This window comes from Amycolatopsis methanolica 239 (assembly GCF_000739085.1).
In the GTDB taxonomy this organism is placed as follows: Bacteria; Actinomycetota; Actinomycetes; order Mycobacteriales; family Pseudonocardiaceae; genus Amycolatopsis_E; species Amycolatopsis_E methanolica.
In genome coordinates, this window is the sequence record NZ_CP009110.1 from 6,554,474 (window position 1) to 6,570,912 (window position 16,439).

The 16,439-nt window shown below is 70.6% G+C and carries 14 protein-coding genes; 9 read left to right on the forward strand and 5 right to left on the reverse strand.

Annotated features, from left to right (window positions below; all coding sequences use genetic code 11):
• Positions 1–4 precede the first annotated feature (4 nt).
• Positions 5–457: a roadblock/LC7 domain-containing protein gene (locus tag AMETH_RS32045; RefSeq protein WP_017985274.1), complete on the reverse strand. Its 453-nt coding sequence runs from the start codon at positions 455–457 to the stop codon at positions 5–7.
• Positions 454–3,348, reverse strand: coding sequence for a nitrate- and nitrite sensing domain-containing protein (locus AMETH_RS32050; protein WP_017985275.1), 2,895 nt, complete (start codon positions 3,346–3,348; stop codon positions 454–456). The genes AMETH_RS32045 and AMETH_RS32050 overlap by 4 nt, the downstream gene beginning before the upstream one ends.
• 527 nt (positions 3,349–3,875) lie before the next feature.
• Here AMETH_RS32050 and AMETH_RS32055 point away from each other — a divergent pair.
• The 3 genes from AMETH_RS32055 to AMETH_RS32065 all read left to right on the forward strand — a co-directional run bounded on the left by AMETH_RS32055 (position 3,876) and on the right by AMETH_RS32065 (position 6,898).
• Positions 3,876–4,805, forward strand: a complete 930-nt coding sequence (locus AMETH_RS32055) for a glutamate ABC transporter substrate-binding protein (RefSeq protein WP_017985276.1) — start codon at positions 3,876–3,878, stop codon at positions 4,803–4,805.
• On the forward strand, positions 4,802–5,446 hold the full coding sequence (locus AMETH_RS32060; RefSeq protein ID WP_017985277.1) for an amino acid ABC transporter permease: 645 nt from the start codon (positions 4,802–4,804) through the stop codon (positions 5,444–5,446). The genes AMETH_RS32055 and AMETH_RS32060 overlap by 4 nt, the downstream gene beginning before the upstream one ends.
• A gap of 549 nt (positions 5,447–5,995) precedes the next feature.
• Positions 5,996–6,898 (forward strand): ABC transporter permease subunit, encoded by a 903-nt coding sequence (locus AMETH_RS32065; protein ID WP_017985278.1) that lies wholly within the window; start codon positions 5,996–5,998, stop codon positions 6,896–6,898.
• Here the strand turns inward: AMETH_RS32065 and AMETH_RS32070 are convergent.
• Both AMETH_RS32070 and AMETH_RS32075 read right to left on the reverse strand, forming a co-directional pair.
• Positions 6,801–9,338: a sensor histidine kinase gene (locus AMETH_RS32070; protein WP_017985279.1), complete on the reverse strand. Its 2,538-nt coding sequence runs from the start codon at positions 9,336–9,338 to the stop codon at positions 6,801–6,803. The two genes, AMETH_RS32065 and AMETH_RS32070, sit on opposite strands and share 98 nt — an antisense overlap.
• Positions 9,339–9,573: 235 nt before the next feature.
• The gene (locus AMETH_RS32075; protein ID WP_017985280.1) at positions 9,574–10,212 is read right to left on the reverse strand and encodes a TetR/AcrR family transcriptional regulator; all 639 of its coding nucleotides are present in this window, start codon (positions 10,210–10,212) and stop codon (positions 9,574–9,576) included.
• A gap of 73 nt (positions 10,213–10,285) precedes the next feature.
• On the opposite strand from AMETH_RS32075, the gene AMETH_RS32080 reads away from it, so the two are divergent.
• The 6 genes from AMETH_RS32080 (at position 10,286) to AMETH_RS32100 (ending at position 15,799) form a co-directional block, all read left to right on the forward strand.
• Positions 10,286–11,422, forward strand: coding sequence for an FAD-dependent monooxygenase (locus AMETH_RS32080; protein WP_223842989.1), 1,137 nt, complete (start codon positions 10,286–10,288; stop codon positions 11,420–11,422).
• Positions 11,359–11,751, forward strand: coding sequence for an aromatic-ring hydroxylase C-terminal domain-containing protein (locus AMETH_RS41085; protein WP_223842990.1), 393 nt, complete (start codon positions 11,359–11,361; stop codon positions 11,749–11,751). The genes AMETH_RS32080 and AMETH_RS41085 overlap by 64 nt, the downstream gene beginning before the upstream one ends.
• An 8-nt stretch (positions 11,752–11,759) precedes the next feature.
• Positions 11,760–13,397, forward strand: a complete 1,638-nt coding sequence (locus AMETH_RS32085; RefSeq protein ID WP_017985281.1) for a DNA repair helicase XPB — start codon at positions 11,760–11,762, stop codon at positions 13,395–13,397.
• Positions 13,398–13,546: 149 nt separating this feature from the next.
• Positions 13,547–14,011, forward strand: a complete 465-nt coding sequence (locus AMETH_RS32090; RefSeq protein ID WP_223842991.1) for a hypothetical protein — start codon at positions 13,547–13,549, stop codon at positions 14,009–14,011.
• A 137-nt stretch (positions 14,012–14,148) separates the two neighbouring features.
• Positions 14,149–14,925: a DUF4253 domain-containing protein gene (locus tag AMETH_RS32095; RefSeq protein ID WP_017985283.1), complete on the forward strand. Its 777-nt coding sequence runs from the start codon at positions 14,149–14,151 to the stop codon at positions 14,923–14,925.
• A 34-nt stretch (positions 14,926–14,959) separates the two neighbouring features.
• A complete protein-coding gene (locus tag AMETH_RS32100) occupies positions 14,960–15,799 on the forward strand; it encodes a DUF72 domain-containing protein (protein ID WP_017985284.1) in 840 nt (279 codons plus the stop codon).
• Positions 15,800–15,828: 29 nt separating this feature from the next.
• Here the strand turns inward: AMETH_RS32100 and AMETH_RS32105 are convergent, their stop codons facing one another.
• Entirely contained in the window at positions 15,829–16,401 is a 573-nt protein-coding gene (locus AMETH_RS32105; RefSeq protein ID WP_026153559.1) for a type 1 glutamine amidotransferase domain-containing protein, read from the reverse strand.
• Positions 16,402–16,439 lie beyond the last annotated feature (38 nt).

Here is a 16,439-nt window from a genome sequence, read left to right on the forward strand (position 1 = left end):
GCGCTCAACCGCGCGCGGCTCCCTGGAGCTGTGCCCGCATCTCTGGCGTCATCTGCTGACCGACCCGATCCACCAGAAGCGTCATCTCATACACCACGAGGCCGATGTCGCTGTCGGGGGACCCCAGAACCGCGAGGCAGGACCCGTCCGAAACAGACATGAGGAACAGGAAGCCGTTGGCCATCTCGACCACCGTCTGAGCCACGGGCCCGCCCTCGAACACCTTCGACGCGCCGCGTGCCAGGCTGGTCAGCCCCGACGCCACCGCGGCCAGCTGGTCCGCGCGGTCCTTCGGCAGCCCCCGCGACGCGGCGAGCAGCAGCCCGTCCGCCGACACCACGACGGCGTGCGCCGCACCGGGCACCCGGTGCACGAAGTCCGTGATCAGCCACGCGAAGCCGTTCCGCGGCGCCTGCGGCGTGGAGCCTCCCGGCTGCAGCGATCCCGCCCGTGTCACTCCTCACTCCTCACTGCCTCGTCCGGCGGGGTGGTTCCCCCGCCACTCACCGGATCTCCCTGGTCATAGGGGCCCGGCGTGTTCTCCTGCAGCGCGTGCCGGCCACTCACGTAGCCGCGCTGGAAGCTCGCCATGCGTTCCCGCGCCGCCTCGGCGGAGCGGGCGAGCGCGCCCTGCCCCGGCCTGCCGACGGTCGTGTCGGTGAAGGCGCCGGTCTCGCCCGCCGGGATCGAACCGGGGACGAGGTGCGCGTTCGGCACCCGCTTCGGCAGCCCGGCCGGAGTGATCTCCTCTTCCCGCGACTCGAGCAGGGATTGCGCCGCGCGCCAGCCCTCATCGGACACACTGTGCCAAAGATCGGCGCTTTTGTCGTCGGCCTCGGGGGCTTCCTCGGCCGCCGCGGGGAGTTCCTCCTTGAGGTCGCCGCTCACCGAGGCGGGGTCCTCCCCCTCCGCACTGAACCACCTCGACACAACCGACTGGTAGATCGGCAGCCGCTTGGTCGGCACGTCGTCGTCGAAGATGCTCTCGTTCGACGGCGGTTCCTCGGCGGTCTGCTCGGTGACCGGCACGTACTGCGGCTCGCGCTTGGGCAGCGCCAACGAGCCGAAGTGGTTCGGCTGCTCCTCCGGCTGCGGCGGGGTGGAGCCGTTCGACGGCGGCTCCTCGGCGCTCGGCTTGCCCCGGCTCAGGTAGGCCGCGTCGGTCGAGCCCGCGACCAGGTCGTCGAGGCTGATCGGCTGGTCGAGGGGCCGCAGCACCCCGGTCTCGGCCTCCTGCGGCTGGCCCGGCTCGCGGCGCGACAGGTTCGACGGCGTGCGCTGGGCCGGGACCGGCGGCAGGTTCGGTGACGACGTCTCCGCCGGCCGCGGCATCGGCTCCCGCGCGACGGGGCCGAGCAGGTCCGGCGGCACGACGATGCGGGCGATCACGCCACCGTCGATGTCCTCGTTCTCCCGCAGGCGCACCTCGATGCCCTGCCGCTGGGCCAGTCGCGCTACCACGTACAGGCCCATCCGCCTGGTCACCGACACGTCCAGGTCCGGCGGGTCGGCGAGGCGCCGGTTGGCCTCGGCGATCTGCTCGGGCGACATGCCGACACCGCGGTCGGTGATCTGGATGGCGAGGGCCTTCTTGCGCGTGACCACGGCCCGCACACTGACCTTCGTCTCCGGCTCGGAGAAGTAGGTGGCGTTGTCCAGCAGCTCGGCGAGCAGGTGCACGAGGTCGTGCACGGACGGGCCGCGCACCGCGACCTCCGGGATCGCGCCGACGTCGACCCGCGCGTACTGCTCGATCTCGGACACCGCCGCGCCGATCACGTCCGCGGCGGAGACCGGTTTGGGCATCGACTTGCTCAGCCCCGCGCCGGAGAGCACCAGCAGGCTCTCGCCGTTGCGGCGCAGCCGGGTCGCCAGGTGGTCCAGCTCGAACAGGCTCGCGAGGTGGTCGGGGTCCTGCTCGTCGGCCTCCAGCAGGTCGATCACCGCGAGCTGGCGCTCCACCAGGCGCTGCGACCGGCGCGAGAGGTTGACGAAGATGCCGTTGACGTTGTCCCGGAGCAGGGCCTGCTCGGCGGCGAGGCGGACGGCCTGGCCGTGCACCACGTCGAAGGACCTGGCGACCTGCCCGATCTCCTCGGTGGTGTGGACCGGCACCGGCTCGATTGCCTTGGCGGCGGCCGCGGCGGGGTCGGCCTCGCGCATGATCCGCTCCACCGCGTCGGGCAGGTGCACCTCGGCGACCTGCAGCGCGGTCGAGCGCAGGGTGTGCAGCGGCCGGATCAGCGAACGCGCCACGACGTACATCAGCGTGAGCACCAGCAGGAGCCCGGCGAGGATGATCGCGATCGTGATCAGCAGGTTCTGCTGCTGCGCGCTGATCAGCCCGTCGGTGTAGGTCTTGGCGTCGTCGAGCAGCCGGTTCTGGACCTGGCTGATCAGGTCGAGCGTCTGCGACGAGGACTGCGCGACCGCGCCCGGTTCGATGGCCAGCGCGAGGGGCGGGTTCGCCTGTGCGCGCAGCAACGCCAGCTGCTGGAGGGTGAACCGCTGCGAGACCTGCGGGCCGGACAGGGTGGTCGAGTAGTCCAGCTGGGCCTGCGGGGTGGCCACGGCGTTGAACCGGTCGATCGCGGCGACCAGATTCGACTGCGCGGTGGTGAGGTTCTTCAGCTCGGCCGGGTCGAACTTGCCGCGGATCGCGGCGCTGCGCAGGTAGGAGTTCTGCTGTGCGGAGAACTCCTTGGCGTCGGCGAGGAAGCCGAGCGCCTCGTGCCGGTCCTGCAGGCCCTGGTCGGTGATGTCGGCGTCGAACTCCTCGGCGATCAGCTGCAGCGCGTCGATGACCCCGGTGTAGCCGGCCTGCGCGGCGAGGCTCGGGAAGTCCGTGGCGCCCGCCGAGGAGCGCAGCTGGCTCAGGCCGTCGAGCCGGGCGAGGCCCTGCTGGTAGCGCGCGGACGTGGCGTCGTCGCTGATCGCGGCGACCTCGCTGACCGCGCCGCGCACGGTGTCGGCCGCGTTCTCCGCGGTGCTGATGGCGTCGTCGAGCTCGGTCCGGTCGGTCGGACGCCCCGAGGCGATCCAGGCCGACATCGCGTCCCGCTCACGCTGCAACGCGTCGACCTCGGCGGCGACCTTCTGGCTGAGTTCGATGCGTTGTTCGGCGTGCTGGTAGACGGTCATCGTGTCGAAGCTGTCGTACACGCGCAGGCCGGCCAGGGACAGCGCGGCGGCGGTCGGCACGGCGACCACCGCGGCGATCTTGGCGTTGACGCGCCAGTTCGCGAGACCGCGGACACGACGACCGCCACCACCGGTCGATGCTCCGATCGCGTTGTCCTGCGCACTGACGTCGTTACTCTGCGCGACAGGCGACTCCGCCGGGGACACTGCCTTGCGACCGCGCTCCCCGCTCGTGGGCTGGGGCACCGAGGACTTCCTTCCCGGTTCGAGCTGTCCAGTTTCCGCGTTTCCACACTCGGGTTCCAAGCCATGAGAACCAGGACGTGAACGGTTAACACGGGGCCACCCGATTGGGGTAGAGGCTATCGGCTGCCGGGATGAAAGGGAAGCCGGGCAGATGGCTCTCACCACGAACTTTAGCGGTCACCCTGGTGACGAATTCTCACCAACTGTCTCAGGAACAGAGCGGCTGCACGTCACGCTGCGTGCAGCCGAGCACCCCCTGTCCAGTGTTATCTATCTCACCATCCGGAAGGTGGGACACCGCTGTGACAAGTCGGCGGCGAATGTCCCACTGGACCCCGATGACCTCACAGGGGCTTGACGGAGCCGTTGGAGCTGCACGATCCTGCACTTTAACTCGTGATCTACTTCCACCCGTTCGGGTACCCCTTGCCTCACCGAGAGTAGATAGGGGCGACAGGCTCCACTTCCAGGAGGGATCCGGCCACACCATGACGGCTTCGACACGGCGACGGCGCCTCGCTGTCCTGCTCACGGCGGTCGCGCTCGGCGCAGTGACCGCGTGCACCTCGAGCGGGGGCGCGGTACCGGACAGCGGCGGGAGCGCGAACCAGGAGCAGAGCCTCCTCGACCGCGCGCCGGTGGCGTCCGACGCGGACCTCGCGACCAGCCCGGCGGCGCAGGCGATCAAGCAGCGCGGGCAGATCCTGATCGGCAGCCAGCTGGACACGCCCCTGCTGTCCCAGCAGAACCCGACGACCGGCCAGACCGAGGGGTTCGACGCGATCCTCGGCCGGTTGCTGGCGAAGTACATCCTGGGCCAGCCGAACGTCAAGATCGTCAATTCCACATCTCAGATCCGTGAGGCGTTGCTGCAGAACAACACTGTCGACGTGGTTCTGCACACCTATTCGATCACGCCCGCCCGCGCGGAAAAGGTGTCCTTCGCCGGGCCGTATTTCGTGTCCGGGCCCGCGATCATGGCGCGCAAGGGCGATACGAGCGTCACCAAGCCGCAGGACCTCAAGGGCAAGCGGGTGCTAGCGGTGACGAACTCGACCGGTTCGGCCATGGTCCAGCAGTACGAGCCGGCGCAGGTGATCACGCTGAGCACGAACTCGGAGTGCGTAACGGCGCTGGAGCAGGGGCGCGGCGACGCGTACGTGAACGACCTGACGCAGCTGGCCGGGAACGCGCAGACGAACGACAAGGTGCAGATTGTCAGCGGGACCTTCGGGCAGGACCCGTACGGCATCGGCATCCACCACGGCGACGAGACGTTCAAGCGGTTCGTCAACACCTGGCTGGAAAAGATCCAGGCCGCGGGGCTGTGGCAGGAGGCGTACAAGGAGACGCTGGGGACGGTCATCCCGGGTGACGCGCCTGTTCCGCCCAAGACGGGCTCCGTCCCCGGCTCGTGACCAGGTGGGGCGATCACCTCGGCGAGTTCGCTGAGGGCGCGCTGAGCACGGTGCTGCTCACCGTGTTCAGCGCGGCGGGCGCGGTGGTGCTCGCGGTGGTCATCACCGCATTCCGGATTTGCCCCGTCCGCCCGCTGCGGGCTTTCGGCACCGGCTACGTCGAGTTGTTCCAGAACATTCCGCTCGCGGTGTGGCTGGTGCTGTTCGTATTCGGCCTGCCCACGGTGGGAATCCGATTCGAACTGTTCACGACGGCCATCCTCGCGACCGCGTTGTACATGGCTTCGTATTACGCGGAAACACTGCGGGCCGGCGTGAACGGAGTGGAGAGGGGCCAAGCCGAGGCGGCACGCGCGCTGGGGCTCGGTTTCGGACAGTCACTGTCGGCGGTGGTCCTGCCGCAGGCGCTGCGCACGATCATCCAGCCGCTGGGGAACGTCACCATCCAGCTGCTGATGAACACCGCCCTCGCCGCGGCGGTCGGAGTGGTCGAACTGACGGAGGCGACGAACCGGGTCAACCTGGCGCTGGCGGAGCCGCTGCCGCTGTACATCGGCGCGGGGGTCTGCTACGCCGTGCTGGCGCTGGTGATCTCCACGGGGGCCGGGGTGCTGGACCGGAAGCTGGCGATCCCCCGGTGAGCGCGATGACGATGGTCGCGGCGGGCACGGGGACTGCGGCGAGCACAGCGGGCACGATGGGCGCCGTGGGCGCGCCGGGCAGAGCGGGCACGCCGGGCACAGCGGACGTGGCGGGCGCCGTGGGCGCGGTGGGCACAGCGGGCGCGGCGGGCGCGGCGGGCGGGGCTTCGTTACCACGACACCATGCCGATTGGTGGAAAACGTCGGCGCCAGACGGCTGGCCCATCTACCACCGCGCAGCTGTCTCCCGGTCGCTGCGCCGCTGGCCCAACCGCCCCGCCACGACTCGCCCAAGCCTCACGCGACCGGCCGAGCCATCAGACTACCCACTCATCCTCACCCACCGCTGCACCACCGGCCCAACCCTCACGCCACCGCCCAGCCACCACACCGCCCAATCTCACCCACCCGCCCCGCCGTCGGCCCAACCGCGCCGCCCGAGGCGTCCAATCGCAGCGGCACGACCTACCCACTCGCCCCGCCGGCGCATGAACCGTCCAACCATCGCCCCACGAGAGGGCCAACCGTGCTGAACCAGGCAGGCCAGCGATGACCTCGGTGCTCTTCGACGACCCCGGTCCGCGCGCCCGGCGGCGCATCCGCATCGCCACCGTGGTCGCGGTCCTCGCCGGTCTCGTGCTCGTCGCGCTGGCGGTGCGGCAGTTCGCGATCAGCGGGGAGCTCTCGGCGGAGCGCTGGGCGCCCTACGGCTCCTGGCCCATGTGGCGCTACCTCCTCGGCGGTCTCGGCGGCACGGCACTCGCCGCGGTGCTGGCCATCGCCATCGCGATGGCGGCCGGGCTCGTGCTCGCCTTCGGACGCATCTCCCGGCACGCCGTGGTCCGCGCGCCGGCCCGGGCGTACGTCGAGGTCGTCCGGGTCGTCCCACTGCTCCTGCTGATCTACTTCGCGATGTTCGCGCTGCCCCGGTACGGCCTGGACCTGCCGCTGCTCTGGAAACTCGTCCTGCCGATCGCGGTGTCCCGCGCGGCCCAGTTCGCCGAGATCTTCCGCAGCGGCTTCCGCTCCCTCGAAGCCGGCCAGGGCGAGGCGGCGGCCGCACTCGGGATGCGGCCGTCACAGTCGATGCGGTACGTGATCTTCCCGCAGGCCATCCGCCGCGTGGTGCCCGCGCTCATCAGCCAGGCCGCCGGCGTCGTCAAGGACACCTCGCTCGGGATCGTCGTCAGCTACGCCGAACTCCTGCAGAGTGGCAAGGTCCTCGCCGGCTACAACCGGCTCCTGATCCAGACCTACCTGATCATCGCGCTGCTCTACTTCGCGATCAACTACGCCCTGTCCCGCCTGGCCCGCGCGATCGACGCCCGGCAGCGGCTCGCCGGGATCGAACCCGTCAGTTCTCCAAGCCCCGCGCGTCGCGGGCTCGGGCGAATCCGTTCTGCATCCGTGACATCCGGCGGCGGACCTCGTCGGGATCGAGTGAGAGCGTAGGCGGGTCGAACGAGTCGGGCCGCCGCCGCACCTGCTGCGGGAAGTCCGGCGCCTTCCCGTCGACCTCGTCGTCATCCGCCGACGGCCACTCCGGCTCAGCCGACTGCCCGTTCGCCGCCGCGTCGCGGCGAATCGGCCAGTGCTCGCCCGTCGTGAACCACCGCGACAGCACCGCCTGGTACGCCGGCATCCGCTCGGTCGGCTCCTCGTCCTCCGGCGGGAAAGCATCGTTGTCCGCCGTCGGCCAGTCGACCCGGTCTTCGGTGCGCGCGCGGCGTGGCTCGTCCCGCACCACCGGGATCAACTCCGTGTCGTCCGGCTCCGGCTCCGGTGTGGGCTCGGGTTCGGGCGCTGGTTCCGGCTCGGGCAGCGGGATCGGCTTGAGCGACGGCAGCGAAACCGGCACCGGCGGCGGCTCGGGAGCGGCCGCCGGCGCAGGCAGCGGCTCCGGCATCGGGGCCACGTTCTCGATCACCAGCCCGGCCGGGACGACGACCGTCGCGACCAGCCCGCCACCGTCCGCCGACCGCAACCGCACCTGGACGTCGTGGCGCTTCGCGAGCGTGGCGACCACGAACAGGCCCATCCGCCGCGAGACCTCGACGTCCACCGCGGGCGGGTTCGCCAGCCGCTTGTTGGCGCGGTCGATCTCCGGCTGCGGCATGCCCGCGCCCTGGTCCGTGATGTGCACGTGCCAGGCCCCGTCCTCGGCCAGCGAGCTGACCACCGTCACCGTCTTGTCCGACGGCGAGTAGAGGGTCGCGTTCTCCAGCAGCTCGGACACGACGTGCACCAGGTCGTTGCACGCCTCGCCGCGGATCGCGATCTCCGGCATCGCGGTCAGCTCGATCCGCTGGTAGTGCTCCACCTCGGACAACGCCGCGCCGATGATCTCCTCGGCGGCCACCGGTTCGGCCTTCTCGTCACCGAAGTCGTGCCCGGACAGGACGAGCAGGTTCTCACTGTTGCGGCGCATCCGCGTGGCGAGGTGGTCGAGTTCGAACAGACCGCCGAGGGTCTCCGGGTCCTGCTCGTCGGCCTCCATCCGGTCCAGCACGGCCAGCTGGCGTTCGACCAGGTCCTGGCTGCGCTTGGACAGGTTCACGAACATCGCGTTGATGTTCTCCCGCAGGAGCGCCTGCTCACCGGCCAGCCGCACCGCCTGCCCGTGCACGGCGTCGAACGCGCGGGCGACCTGGCCGACCTCCTCACGCGTGAACACCGGAACCGGCGCCACGCCGCGGTGCGCGGTCATGAAGTCGGGATGCGGGTCGGCGAGGATCTCGTCCACCGCCGCGGGCAGCCGGTGCTCGGCGACGTCGAACGCGTTGTTGCGCAGGATCCGCAGCGGTCGAAGCAGTGATCGCCCGATGACCACGGCGAGCACCGCGCACAGAAGCAGGACCCCGAAGACCACCGCCGCGTTGACGATCGCCGAGCGCCGCGCGTCGGTCGCGAGCGCGTCGCACCGGTGCTGCGTCTGCACCTGCAGCGTCTGCTGGAACTGGTAGGCGAGGTCGATTGTCCCGGTGATCGCCTGGTCCCACTGACGGGAGTCGAGGCCGGACAGGCTCTGCCCGTTCTCCGTCCTGGTGATGGCCAGCTCGAAGAGCGTGTTCGCCGACTGCACGGCCGGTCCGGCGACGGTCTGCTCGTAGGAGTGCTGCTCGGCGGCGGTGGCGAACTTGCGGTAGTCGTTCTGCGCGGCGGTGAGCTGGGCGTCCGCGCCCAGCAGCTTGCGCAGCCGGTCGTCGGAGACCTCGCCCTCCGCGAACGCCTGCCCGAGCACCGCGCGTTTGACCGACATCTGGTCCTTCACACGGGCGAGCGCGTTGGCGGCCAGCCGCAGCCGCGCGACCTCGGCGTCCGCGATCTCGGCGACGGCCTGGTCCGACAGGTCGAGCACCCCCGAGATGAGGTCGCTGTAGGAGGTCAGGATCGAATCCGCCGAGGAGTTCGAGAACTCACCCGAATAACGCAGTCCCGGCAGCGCGTCGAGCCGGGACTGGGCCTCCTTCAGGCCCGCGGCGCTCGCGGACGAGAGCCTCGACTGCTGGGCGGCGAGCTCGCGGGCGAACGCACCGGCGGCCTGATCGACGCGGGTGCGCTGGTCCCGCACGTCGCTGAGCCCGTTCCGGCGCTCCCCGGCGACGTAGCGCACGGTGACGTCCCGCTCGCGCTGCAGTTCGTTGACCACCGCGTTGACACCCGCGTCCACGCGGGCGTGCGCGGCGAGCTCGGCCAGCTGTTCCGCATGCCCAAGGTCGGCGCGCACGTGGAGGGTGATGAGCGCCAGCACGGTCAGCATCGGGATGAGCAGGACGGCGATCAGCTTCGTGCGCAGCCGCCAGTTCCGCAGCCGCCACCGGCTGCCTGCACGGTTGTCCGGCCGCCGGTCCAGCGCCTCACCGCTCTCGGGACGCTTGTGCCGCCGGGCCACCTGACTTCCTTCTCTAGCCGTTCTGCCGGACTCGGATCGGCACCGGCTGGGTCGCCAACCCCGGAGAGGGTAGCGACCCCGGACACACGCGCCCCGCCCGCGCTACTCGTGAAGAGGTCCGCCGGGCGATCGTATTGGCCCAGGGGCGCGGCTTCCACCCACCAGCCGGAATCTTTCGCTGGGCAAGACGTCCGACACTCCGCGTGGCGTTCCCCGCTGTGGCCTTAGCCACGCTCTACCGCGCGCCGAGCCTCCCGAAGCCACCGTCGAGCAGCCTGAACGCCTTGTCCGCATCCGCCCTGGCCTGCGGAAACACCTCGTCGGCCGACCGGCCGGACGCAATCGCCCGGTGGTTCTCGCGCGCCAGGGCCCACAGCACCGCGACGATCGCCGCCGCGGCCACCCGCGCCTCGCCGGGCCCCACCCCGGCAGTGTCCGCCAGCGCGCCCGCCAATGCCTCCTCCGCCGTCTGGTTGAACTCGAGCATTCGCGCGAGCAGCGCTTGCGTGGCGAAGATCATCCGGTACAGCGCGAGGCTCTCCGGGGCGTCGTTGAGCCCGGTGATCGGGTCCCGCCGCTCGAGCCCGTCGAAGAAGTGGTCCCGGAGCGCCTCCAGCGGCGTCCGGTCGCCCGGCCGTTCCCGGACCACCCGGGCGCTTTCCGTCTCGTGGTCGACGAACCGGTGGACGACCAGCGACTCCTTCGTCGGGAAGTAGGCGAACAGGGTGCGCCGCGAAACCTCGGCCACGTCGGCGACCTGCGCGATGGACACCTGGTCGAACCCGTGCTCGAGGAACAGGCGGATCGCGGCATTGGAGATCGCCTCGCGGGTGCGCTGTTTCTTCCGCTCGCGAAGTCCGGCCGGCTCGGTCATCGCCCCAATACTGCCAGCTCCCTTCACTCAGTAATAGTTTGCACTCAGTATACTTTTGTACTCAGGAGGACTTGTGGACGCCGACGTCGTCATCGCCGGAGCCGGACCGACCGGCCTCACCCTCGCTCACGAACTCGCCCCGGCCGGAGTCCGGACCGTGGTCGTCGAACCGCTGACCGAACGCGTCGAGCAGACCAAGGGCGGCACGATCCAGCCCCGGACCGCCGAGCTGCTCGAACAGCGTGGCCTGCTCGACGCCATGCAGGACCGGGCCCACGAACGCGAACCGGTGAGCGGTCATTTCGCCACCCTGCCGGTGCCGCTCGACTACTCGTCCTGGCCGACACGGCACCCCTTCCCCCTTTCCATCCGCCACCACCTCGTGGAAGAGGCCCTGGAACAAGCCGCCCTCGCCCGCGGTGCGGAGCTGCGGCGGGGACGGCCGGTCACCGGCGTCGCGCAGGACGCCGAAGGCGTCACGGTCACCGCTGGCGGCGACACGCTTCGCGCCCGCTACCTCGCCGCCTGCGACGGCGCGCACAGCGCCGTCCGCAAGCCGCTCGCCCTGCCCTTCCCCGGCAGGCCCGGCACCTTCCAGGCCGTGCGGGCCGAGATCCGGCTCGCCTCGGCGTCCGCGCTCGTGCCCCGGCGCGCCGGTCACATCAGCGCCCTGACCCGGCACGCCGGCGGCTACTGGTCGATGCTCGTGCCGGTCGGCGGCGACCGCTACCGCTTCACGTTCGGCCGCGAAGACCAGTCCGGCGCCCAGGGCCCGGTGACGGACGACGAGATCACCGACGCCCTCACCGCGGTCTACGGCCAGGACACCGGGCTGGCAAGCGTCCTCACCGCGTCCCGGTGGAGCGACGCGACCCGGCAGCTGGAGCGGTACCGGCACGGCCGGATCCTGTTCGCGGGGAACGCGGCGCACATCCATCCGCCACTGGGCGGCCAGGGCCTGAACCTCGGCGCGCAGGACGCGGTCAACCTCGGCTGGAAGCTGGCGGCCACCGTGCACGGCTGGGCCCGGACGACCTGCTGGACACCTACCAGGAGGAACGGCATCCGGCGGCGGCCCGCGTGCTCCACCACACCTCGGCCCAGCGCGTGCTCGCCGTGCCGAACCCGTCCGATGACGTCGCCGCGTTGCGCGACATCTTCACCGACCTCCTGCGGCTGCCCGACACGAACCACTACCTGGCCGGGATGATGTCCGGTTTGGACGCTGCCGGCCGGGTGCCCTACGCCGACCTGCGCACCGGCGACGGAAGCACCCGCCTGTCGGCGCTCCTGCGCTCAAGCAACGGTCTGCTGCTCGACCTCACCGGCGGCCACCCACTGCCGCCGGGCTGGTCCGATCGCGTCGACCGCGTTCAGGCCGAACCGGACCACCAGCTCACCGAGTCCGCCGTGCTGATCCGGCCGGACGGCTACCGGTGCTGGACCGCGGACGGCGGCCCCCTGGACGCCGCGCTGACCCGGTGGTTCGGCGCTCCCGCCGACGACCAGCACGGCTCGGCCTCGCGCAACGCCGTATAAAGGAGGACGTGACCGATGGCCCGTTGATCGTCCAATCCGACAAGACCGTGCTGCTCGAAGTCGACCACCCGATGGCCGACGACGCCCGGATCGCGATCGCCCCGTTCGCCGAACTGGAACGGGCCCCCGAGCACGTGCACACCTACCGCGTCACGCCGCTCGCGCTGTGGAACGCCCGCGCCGCCGGCCACGACGCCGAGCAGGTGGTGGACGCCCTGACCACCTACTCGCGCTTCCCGGTTCCGCAGCCGTTGCTGATCGACATCGTCGACACGATGGCGCGGTTCGGGCGGCTGCAGATCACCAACAACCCGGCCCACGGCCTGGTCATGACCACGACCGACCGCGCGGTGCTGGAAGAGGTGCTGCGCAACAAGAAGATCAGCCCGATGCTGGGCACCCGGATCGACGACGACACCGTCCTGGTGCACCCGTCCGAGCGGGGCCGGCTCAAGCAGGCGCTGCTCAAGGTGGGCTGGCCCGCCGAGGACCTGGCGGGCTACGTCGACGGCGAAGCGCACCCGATGCAGCTCGCCGAGACCGGCTGGGGCCTGCGCGACTACCAACGGCAGGCCGCGGAGGCGTTCTGGGCAGGCGGTTCCGGCGTCGTCGTGCTGCCGTGCGGCGCGGGCAAGACGCTCGTCGGCGCCGCCGCGATGGCCCGCGCGCAGGCCACCACCCTCATCCTGGTCACCAACACCGTCGCGGGGCGCCAATGGAAGCGCGAGCTGGTGGCCCGCACGTCCCTGACCGAGGACGAGATCGGCGAGTACTCCGGCGAGAAGAAGGAGATCCGCCCGGTCACCATCGCCACCTACCAGGTGATCACCCGCAAGTCCAAAGGCGAGTACAAGCACCTGGAGCTGTTCGACTCCCGGGACTGGGGCCTGATCGTCTACGACGAGGTGCACCTGCTGCCCGCGCCCGTGTTCCGGATGACCGCGGACCTGCAGTCCCGCCGCCGGCTCGGCCTCACCGCGACCCTGGTGCGCGAGGACGGCCGCGAGGGCGACGTGTTCTCGCTCATCGGCCCCAAGCGGTACGACGCGCCGTGGCGCGACATCGAGGCGCAGGGCTGGATCGCCCCGGCCGAGTGCATCGAGGTGCGGGTGACCCTCACCGACAACGAGCGCCTGCTCTACGCCACGGCCGAATCCGAGGACAAGTACAAGCTCGCGGCCACCGCCCGCACGAAGATCCCGGTCGTGAAGTCCATTCTGGACAAACACGCCGGCGATCAGACGCTGGTGATCGGCGCGTACCTGGACCAGCTCGAAGAACTCGGCGCCGAACTGAACGCGCCGGTGATCCAGGGGTCCACGCGCAACAAGGAGCGCGAGGCGCTGTTCGACGCGTTCCGGCGCGGTGAGATCGACAAGCTCGTGGTGTCGAAGGTCGCGAACTTCTCGATCGACCTGCCGGAGGCGACGGTCGCCATCCAGGTCTCGGGCACGTTCGGCTCCCGGCAGGAGGAGGCCCAGCGGCTCGGCCGGCTGCTGCGCCCGAAGGCCGACGGCAGGCAGGCGCACTTCTACTCGGTGGTCTCGCGGGACACGCTGGACACCGAGTACGCCGCGCACCGGCAGCGGTTCCTCGCCGAACAGGGCTACGCGTACTCGATCCACGACGCGGACGCCTACCTGTAACGCGCCGCGGAGAACCCTCCGCGGCGCGACCGCAGTTCGCCACGCACCTGTCCCGCCTCCGGGCAGAGGCGGCCGCAACCCGGCGACCGCCCGCTGGACTGCCGCGCCCGCGAGGCATAGTCCACGCGGAAACGTGGGATCCCCTGGACGTGATTTGGGCAGGAGTGTGCTTCGTCGTCGTGGTGTTCGCGGTCGCGGCCACGGCGATGTGGCGCCGTGCCCGTCGCTCGGAGGCGTCGGTGGCGCGCCGCCTGTCGCGGGTGTCGTCGTGGGTCGGCTTCGTGCTCGCGGCGGTGCCCAGCACGGTGTGGCTGGTCCTGTGGCTCTCCGGGGGTGAGCCGAAGGCCCTGATCGGTCTCGCGGGGCTGGTGCTGGCGGCGGCTCCGGTGGTCGCCGTGTACCGGTGGCCGGGCCTGGTCGTGCCGTCATTGGTCCTGTGTCTCCTGGCTTCGATGGGGATGGTTGTCGCCTGGCAGCACCTGTTCGTGTTGCTGCCTCTCGCGCTCGCGCTGACTGGCACCTGGCTGCTCGCCCTCGCCCTGCACGTGCGGTCCGGTACTCACGCAGATGCAGGCGAAACCCCAGTTCAACGGCGGGGTGCGACCCGCTCGTGACCGAAGCTACCACGAATCTCGAACACCCGTTCGACCGATCGGGTGAACCGGCGAAAACTAAATCTCGGGCCCGGAAACTGTCGTACCCTCGAACTACTGTTCGACCTCATCGACGCAGTCCATCCCGAGGAGGTCCCGTGACCACCGCCGCAACACCCGAGGAAAGCCTCGTCGCCGAGGTCCTCACCGACGCCGAACTGCCGCCCGGCCGCTGGATCGGACTGATGTGGGTCTCCGACGATCCGCTGGCCGACCCCGGCCGGTACCGGGCCTGCATCGCCGGTTTCGACCGGTCGGGGTTGTGGCCCGTGCTGATCCCGCACGACCCGCGTTTCGCCGCGACCGGCGAGGACTGGCTGACCGATCGCGGCCGTCTCGCGCCCGCCGTGCACCACGTCGGCAACTTCGATGTCGCCGCGACGCTGGCCCGGTGGTGGGACCCGTTCTGCTGCCCGGACGGCACCGGGTGCCTGCGGCCGTACAGCGCCGGTTTCCCCGGGCTGGCGAAGAAGTCCCAGCTGCGGGTGGACCCGCTCGCCGAAGCAGGCAACACCGGCTCGATCCTCGTCCGGCGCGCGCCCCACCGCCTCGGACTGGTGCCGGTCGAACGGCCCGCGGACGTCCCCGCCGCACTCGGCTGGACCGGCATGATCAAGTCCACGGACGAGGTCGCCGCGGTGTCGGCGGTCCTGCGCAGCTGGGAGGACCGGTTCGGGGCGACGCTCATCGTGCTCGGGTTCGACGAGCTGGAGCTTTCGGTCGCGGCGCCGCCGCGTAACCAGAACCGCTCGCTCGTCCTCGCCGCCGAGCACCGCGCGTTCAGCCTGCGCAGCTTCTCCGGGCAGCCGGGCACCCTCCGCGAGTACGCCGCGGGCCTGGTGCACCGGCGGCACTGGAGGTTCTCCTGGGACTGACGGAGTTGAGGAGGTCACCATCGCCGAAATCCGGGTGGGCACCTCGGGCTGGCGGTACCCGCCGTGGCGGGGCACGTTCTACCCCAAGGGCCTGGCGCAGCGCCGCGAGCTGGAGTACATCTCGCGGCAGCTGAACTCCGTGGAGATCAACGGCTCGTTCTACTCGCTCCAGCGCCCGGAGCGGTACCGGGCCTGGGCGGAGCAGACGCCGGACGACTTCGTGTTCGCCGTGAAGGGCGGTCGCTTCATCACCCACATGAAGCGCCTGGCCAGCGCGGAGACACCGCTGGCGAACTTCTTCGCATCGGGGGTGCTGGCGCTGGGCCACAAGCTCGGGCCGATCCTCTGGCAGCTACCCGCGAACTTCGCGTTCGAACCCGGACGGTTCGCGGAGTTCTTCGCGAGCCTGCCCCGGGACACCCGGGCGGCCGCGGAACTGGCCCGCAAGCACGACGACAAACTGAAGGGAGAGGCCCACACCGAAGCCGGGAAGAACCGGCTCCTGCGCTACGCGCTCGAACCAAGGCACCCGAGTTTCTCCTCGGACGAGTGCCGGAAACTGTTGCAGGACAACAACATCGCACTGGTGGCGGCCGACTCGGCCGACACCTGGCCGAGTTTCGAGGAGGTGACCGCGGACTTCGTCTACGTCCGCCTGCACGGCGACGAGGAGCTCTACGCGAGTGGCTACACCGACGAGGCCCTGGAACGGTGGGCAGGAAAGATCCGCCGCTGGCGGCGCACCGGCGGCGGGAAGACGCGTGACGTGTACGTCTACTTCGACAACGACATCAAGGTGAAGGCGCCCGGGGACGCCATCGCGCTCGCGACCCGGCTGGGGGTCACGAGCCGCCCGATCGACCTGCCGTCCTGACAAGCCGACCGGGCGTCCTGAACAACGGGTCAGGCGCTCTTCGCCTGGGCGCGGTGCTTGCCCTCAGCGAACTCCTCGACCAGCTTGCGGCAGAAGGCGGGCAGGTCGTCCGGCTTCCGGCTGGTGACGAAACCGGAGTCGGTCACGACTTCCTCGTCCACCCACTCTGCGCCGGCGTTGCGCAGGTCGGTCTGCAGGCTCGGCCAGGACGTCATCCGGCGGCCGCGCACCACGTCGGCCTCGATGAGGGTCCACGGGGCGTGGCAGATCGCCGCGACGGGCTTCTGCTGCGAGAAGAACCCGCGGACGAAGCGGACGGCGTCGGGGACGGTGCGGAGGAAGTCCGGGTTCGCCACACCGCCCGGCAGGACCAGCGCGTCGAAGTCGTCCGGCGAGACGTCCGTGACGACCTTGTCGACCGGGAACGTGTCGGCCTTGTCGAGGTGGTTGAACGCCTGGATGCTGCCCGGCGAAGTGGACACCAGTTCCGGCTGACCGCCCGCGTCCTGAACAGCCTTCCAGGGCTCGGTCAGTTCAACCTGCTCGGTGCCCTCCGGCGCGACGACGAAGGCCACTCGCTTACCGGAGAGTGTGTTCGCCACGATTGCACTCCTTCCGTTCCGGGGATTCAGCGATGAAC

What these genes read in the sequence shown, in the direction of transcription:
- AMETH_RS32055 (WP_017985276.1), top strand. Translation starts at nt 3,876, where the DNA reads ATGACGGCTTCGACACGGCGACGGCGCCTCGCTGTCCTGCTCACGGCG.
- AMETH_RS32065 (WP_017985278.1), top strand. Translation starts at nt 5,996, where the DNA reads ATGACCTCGGTGCTCTTCGACGACCCCGGTCCGCGCGCCCGGCGGCGC.
- AMETH_RS32075 (WP_017985280.1), bottom strand. Translation starts at nt 10,212, where the DNA reads ATGACCGAGCCGGCCGGACTTCGCGAGCGGAAGAAACAGCGCACCCGC.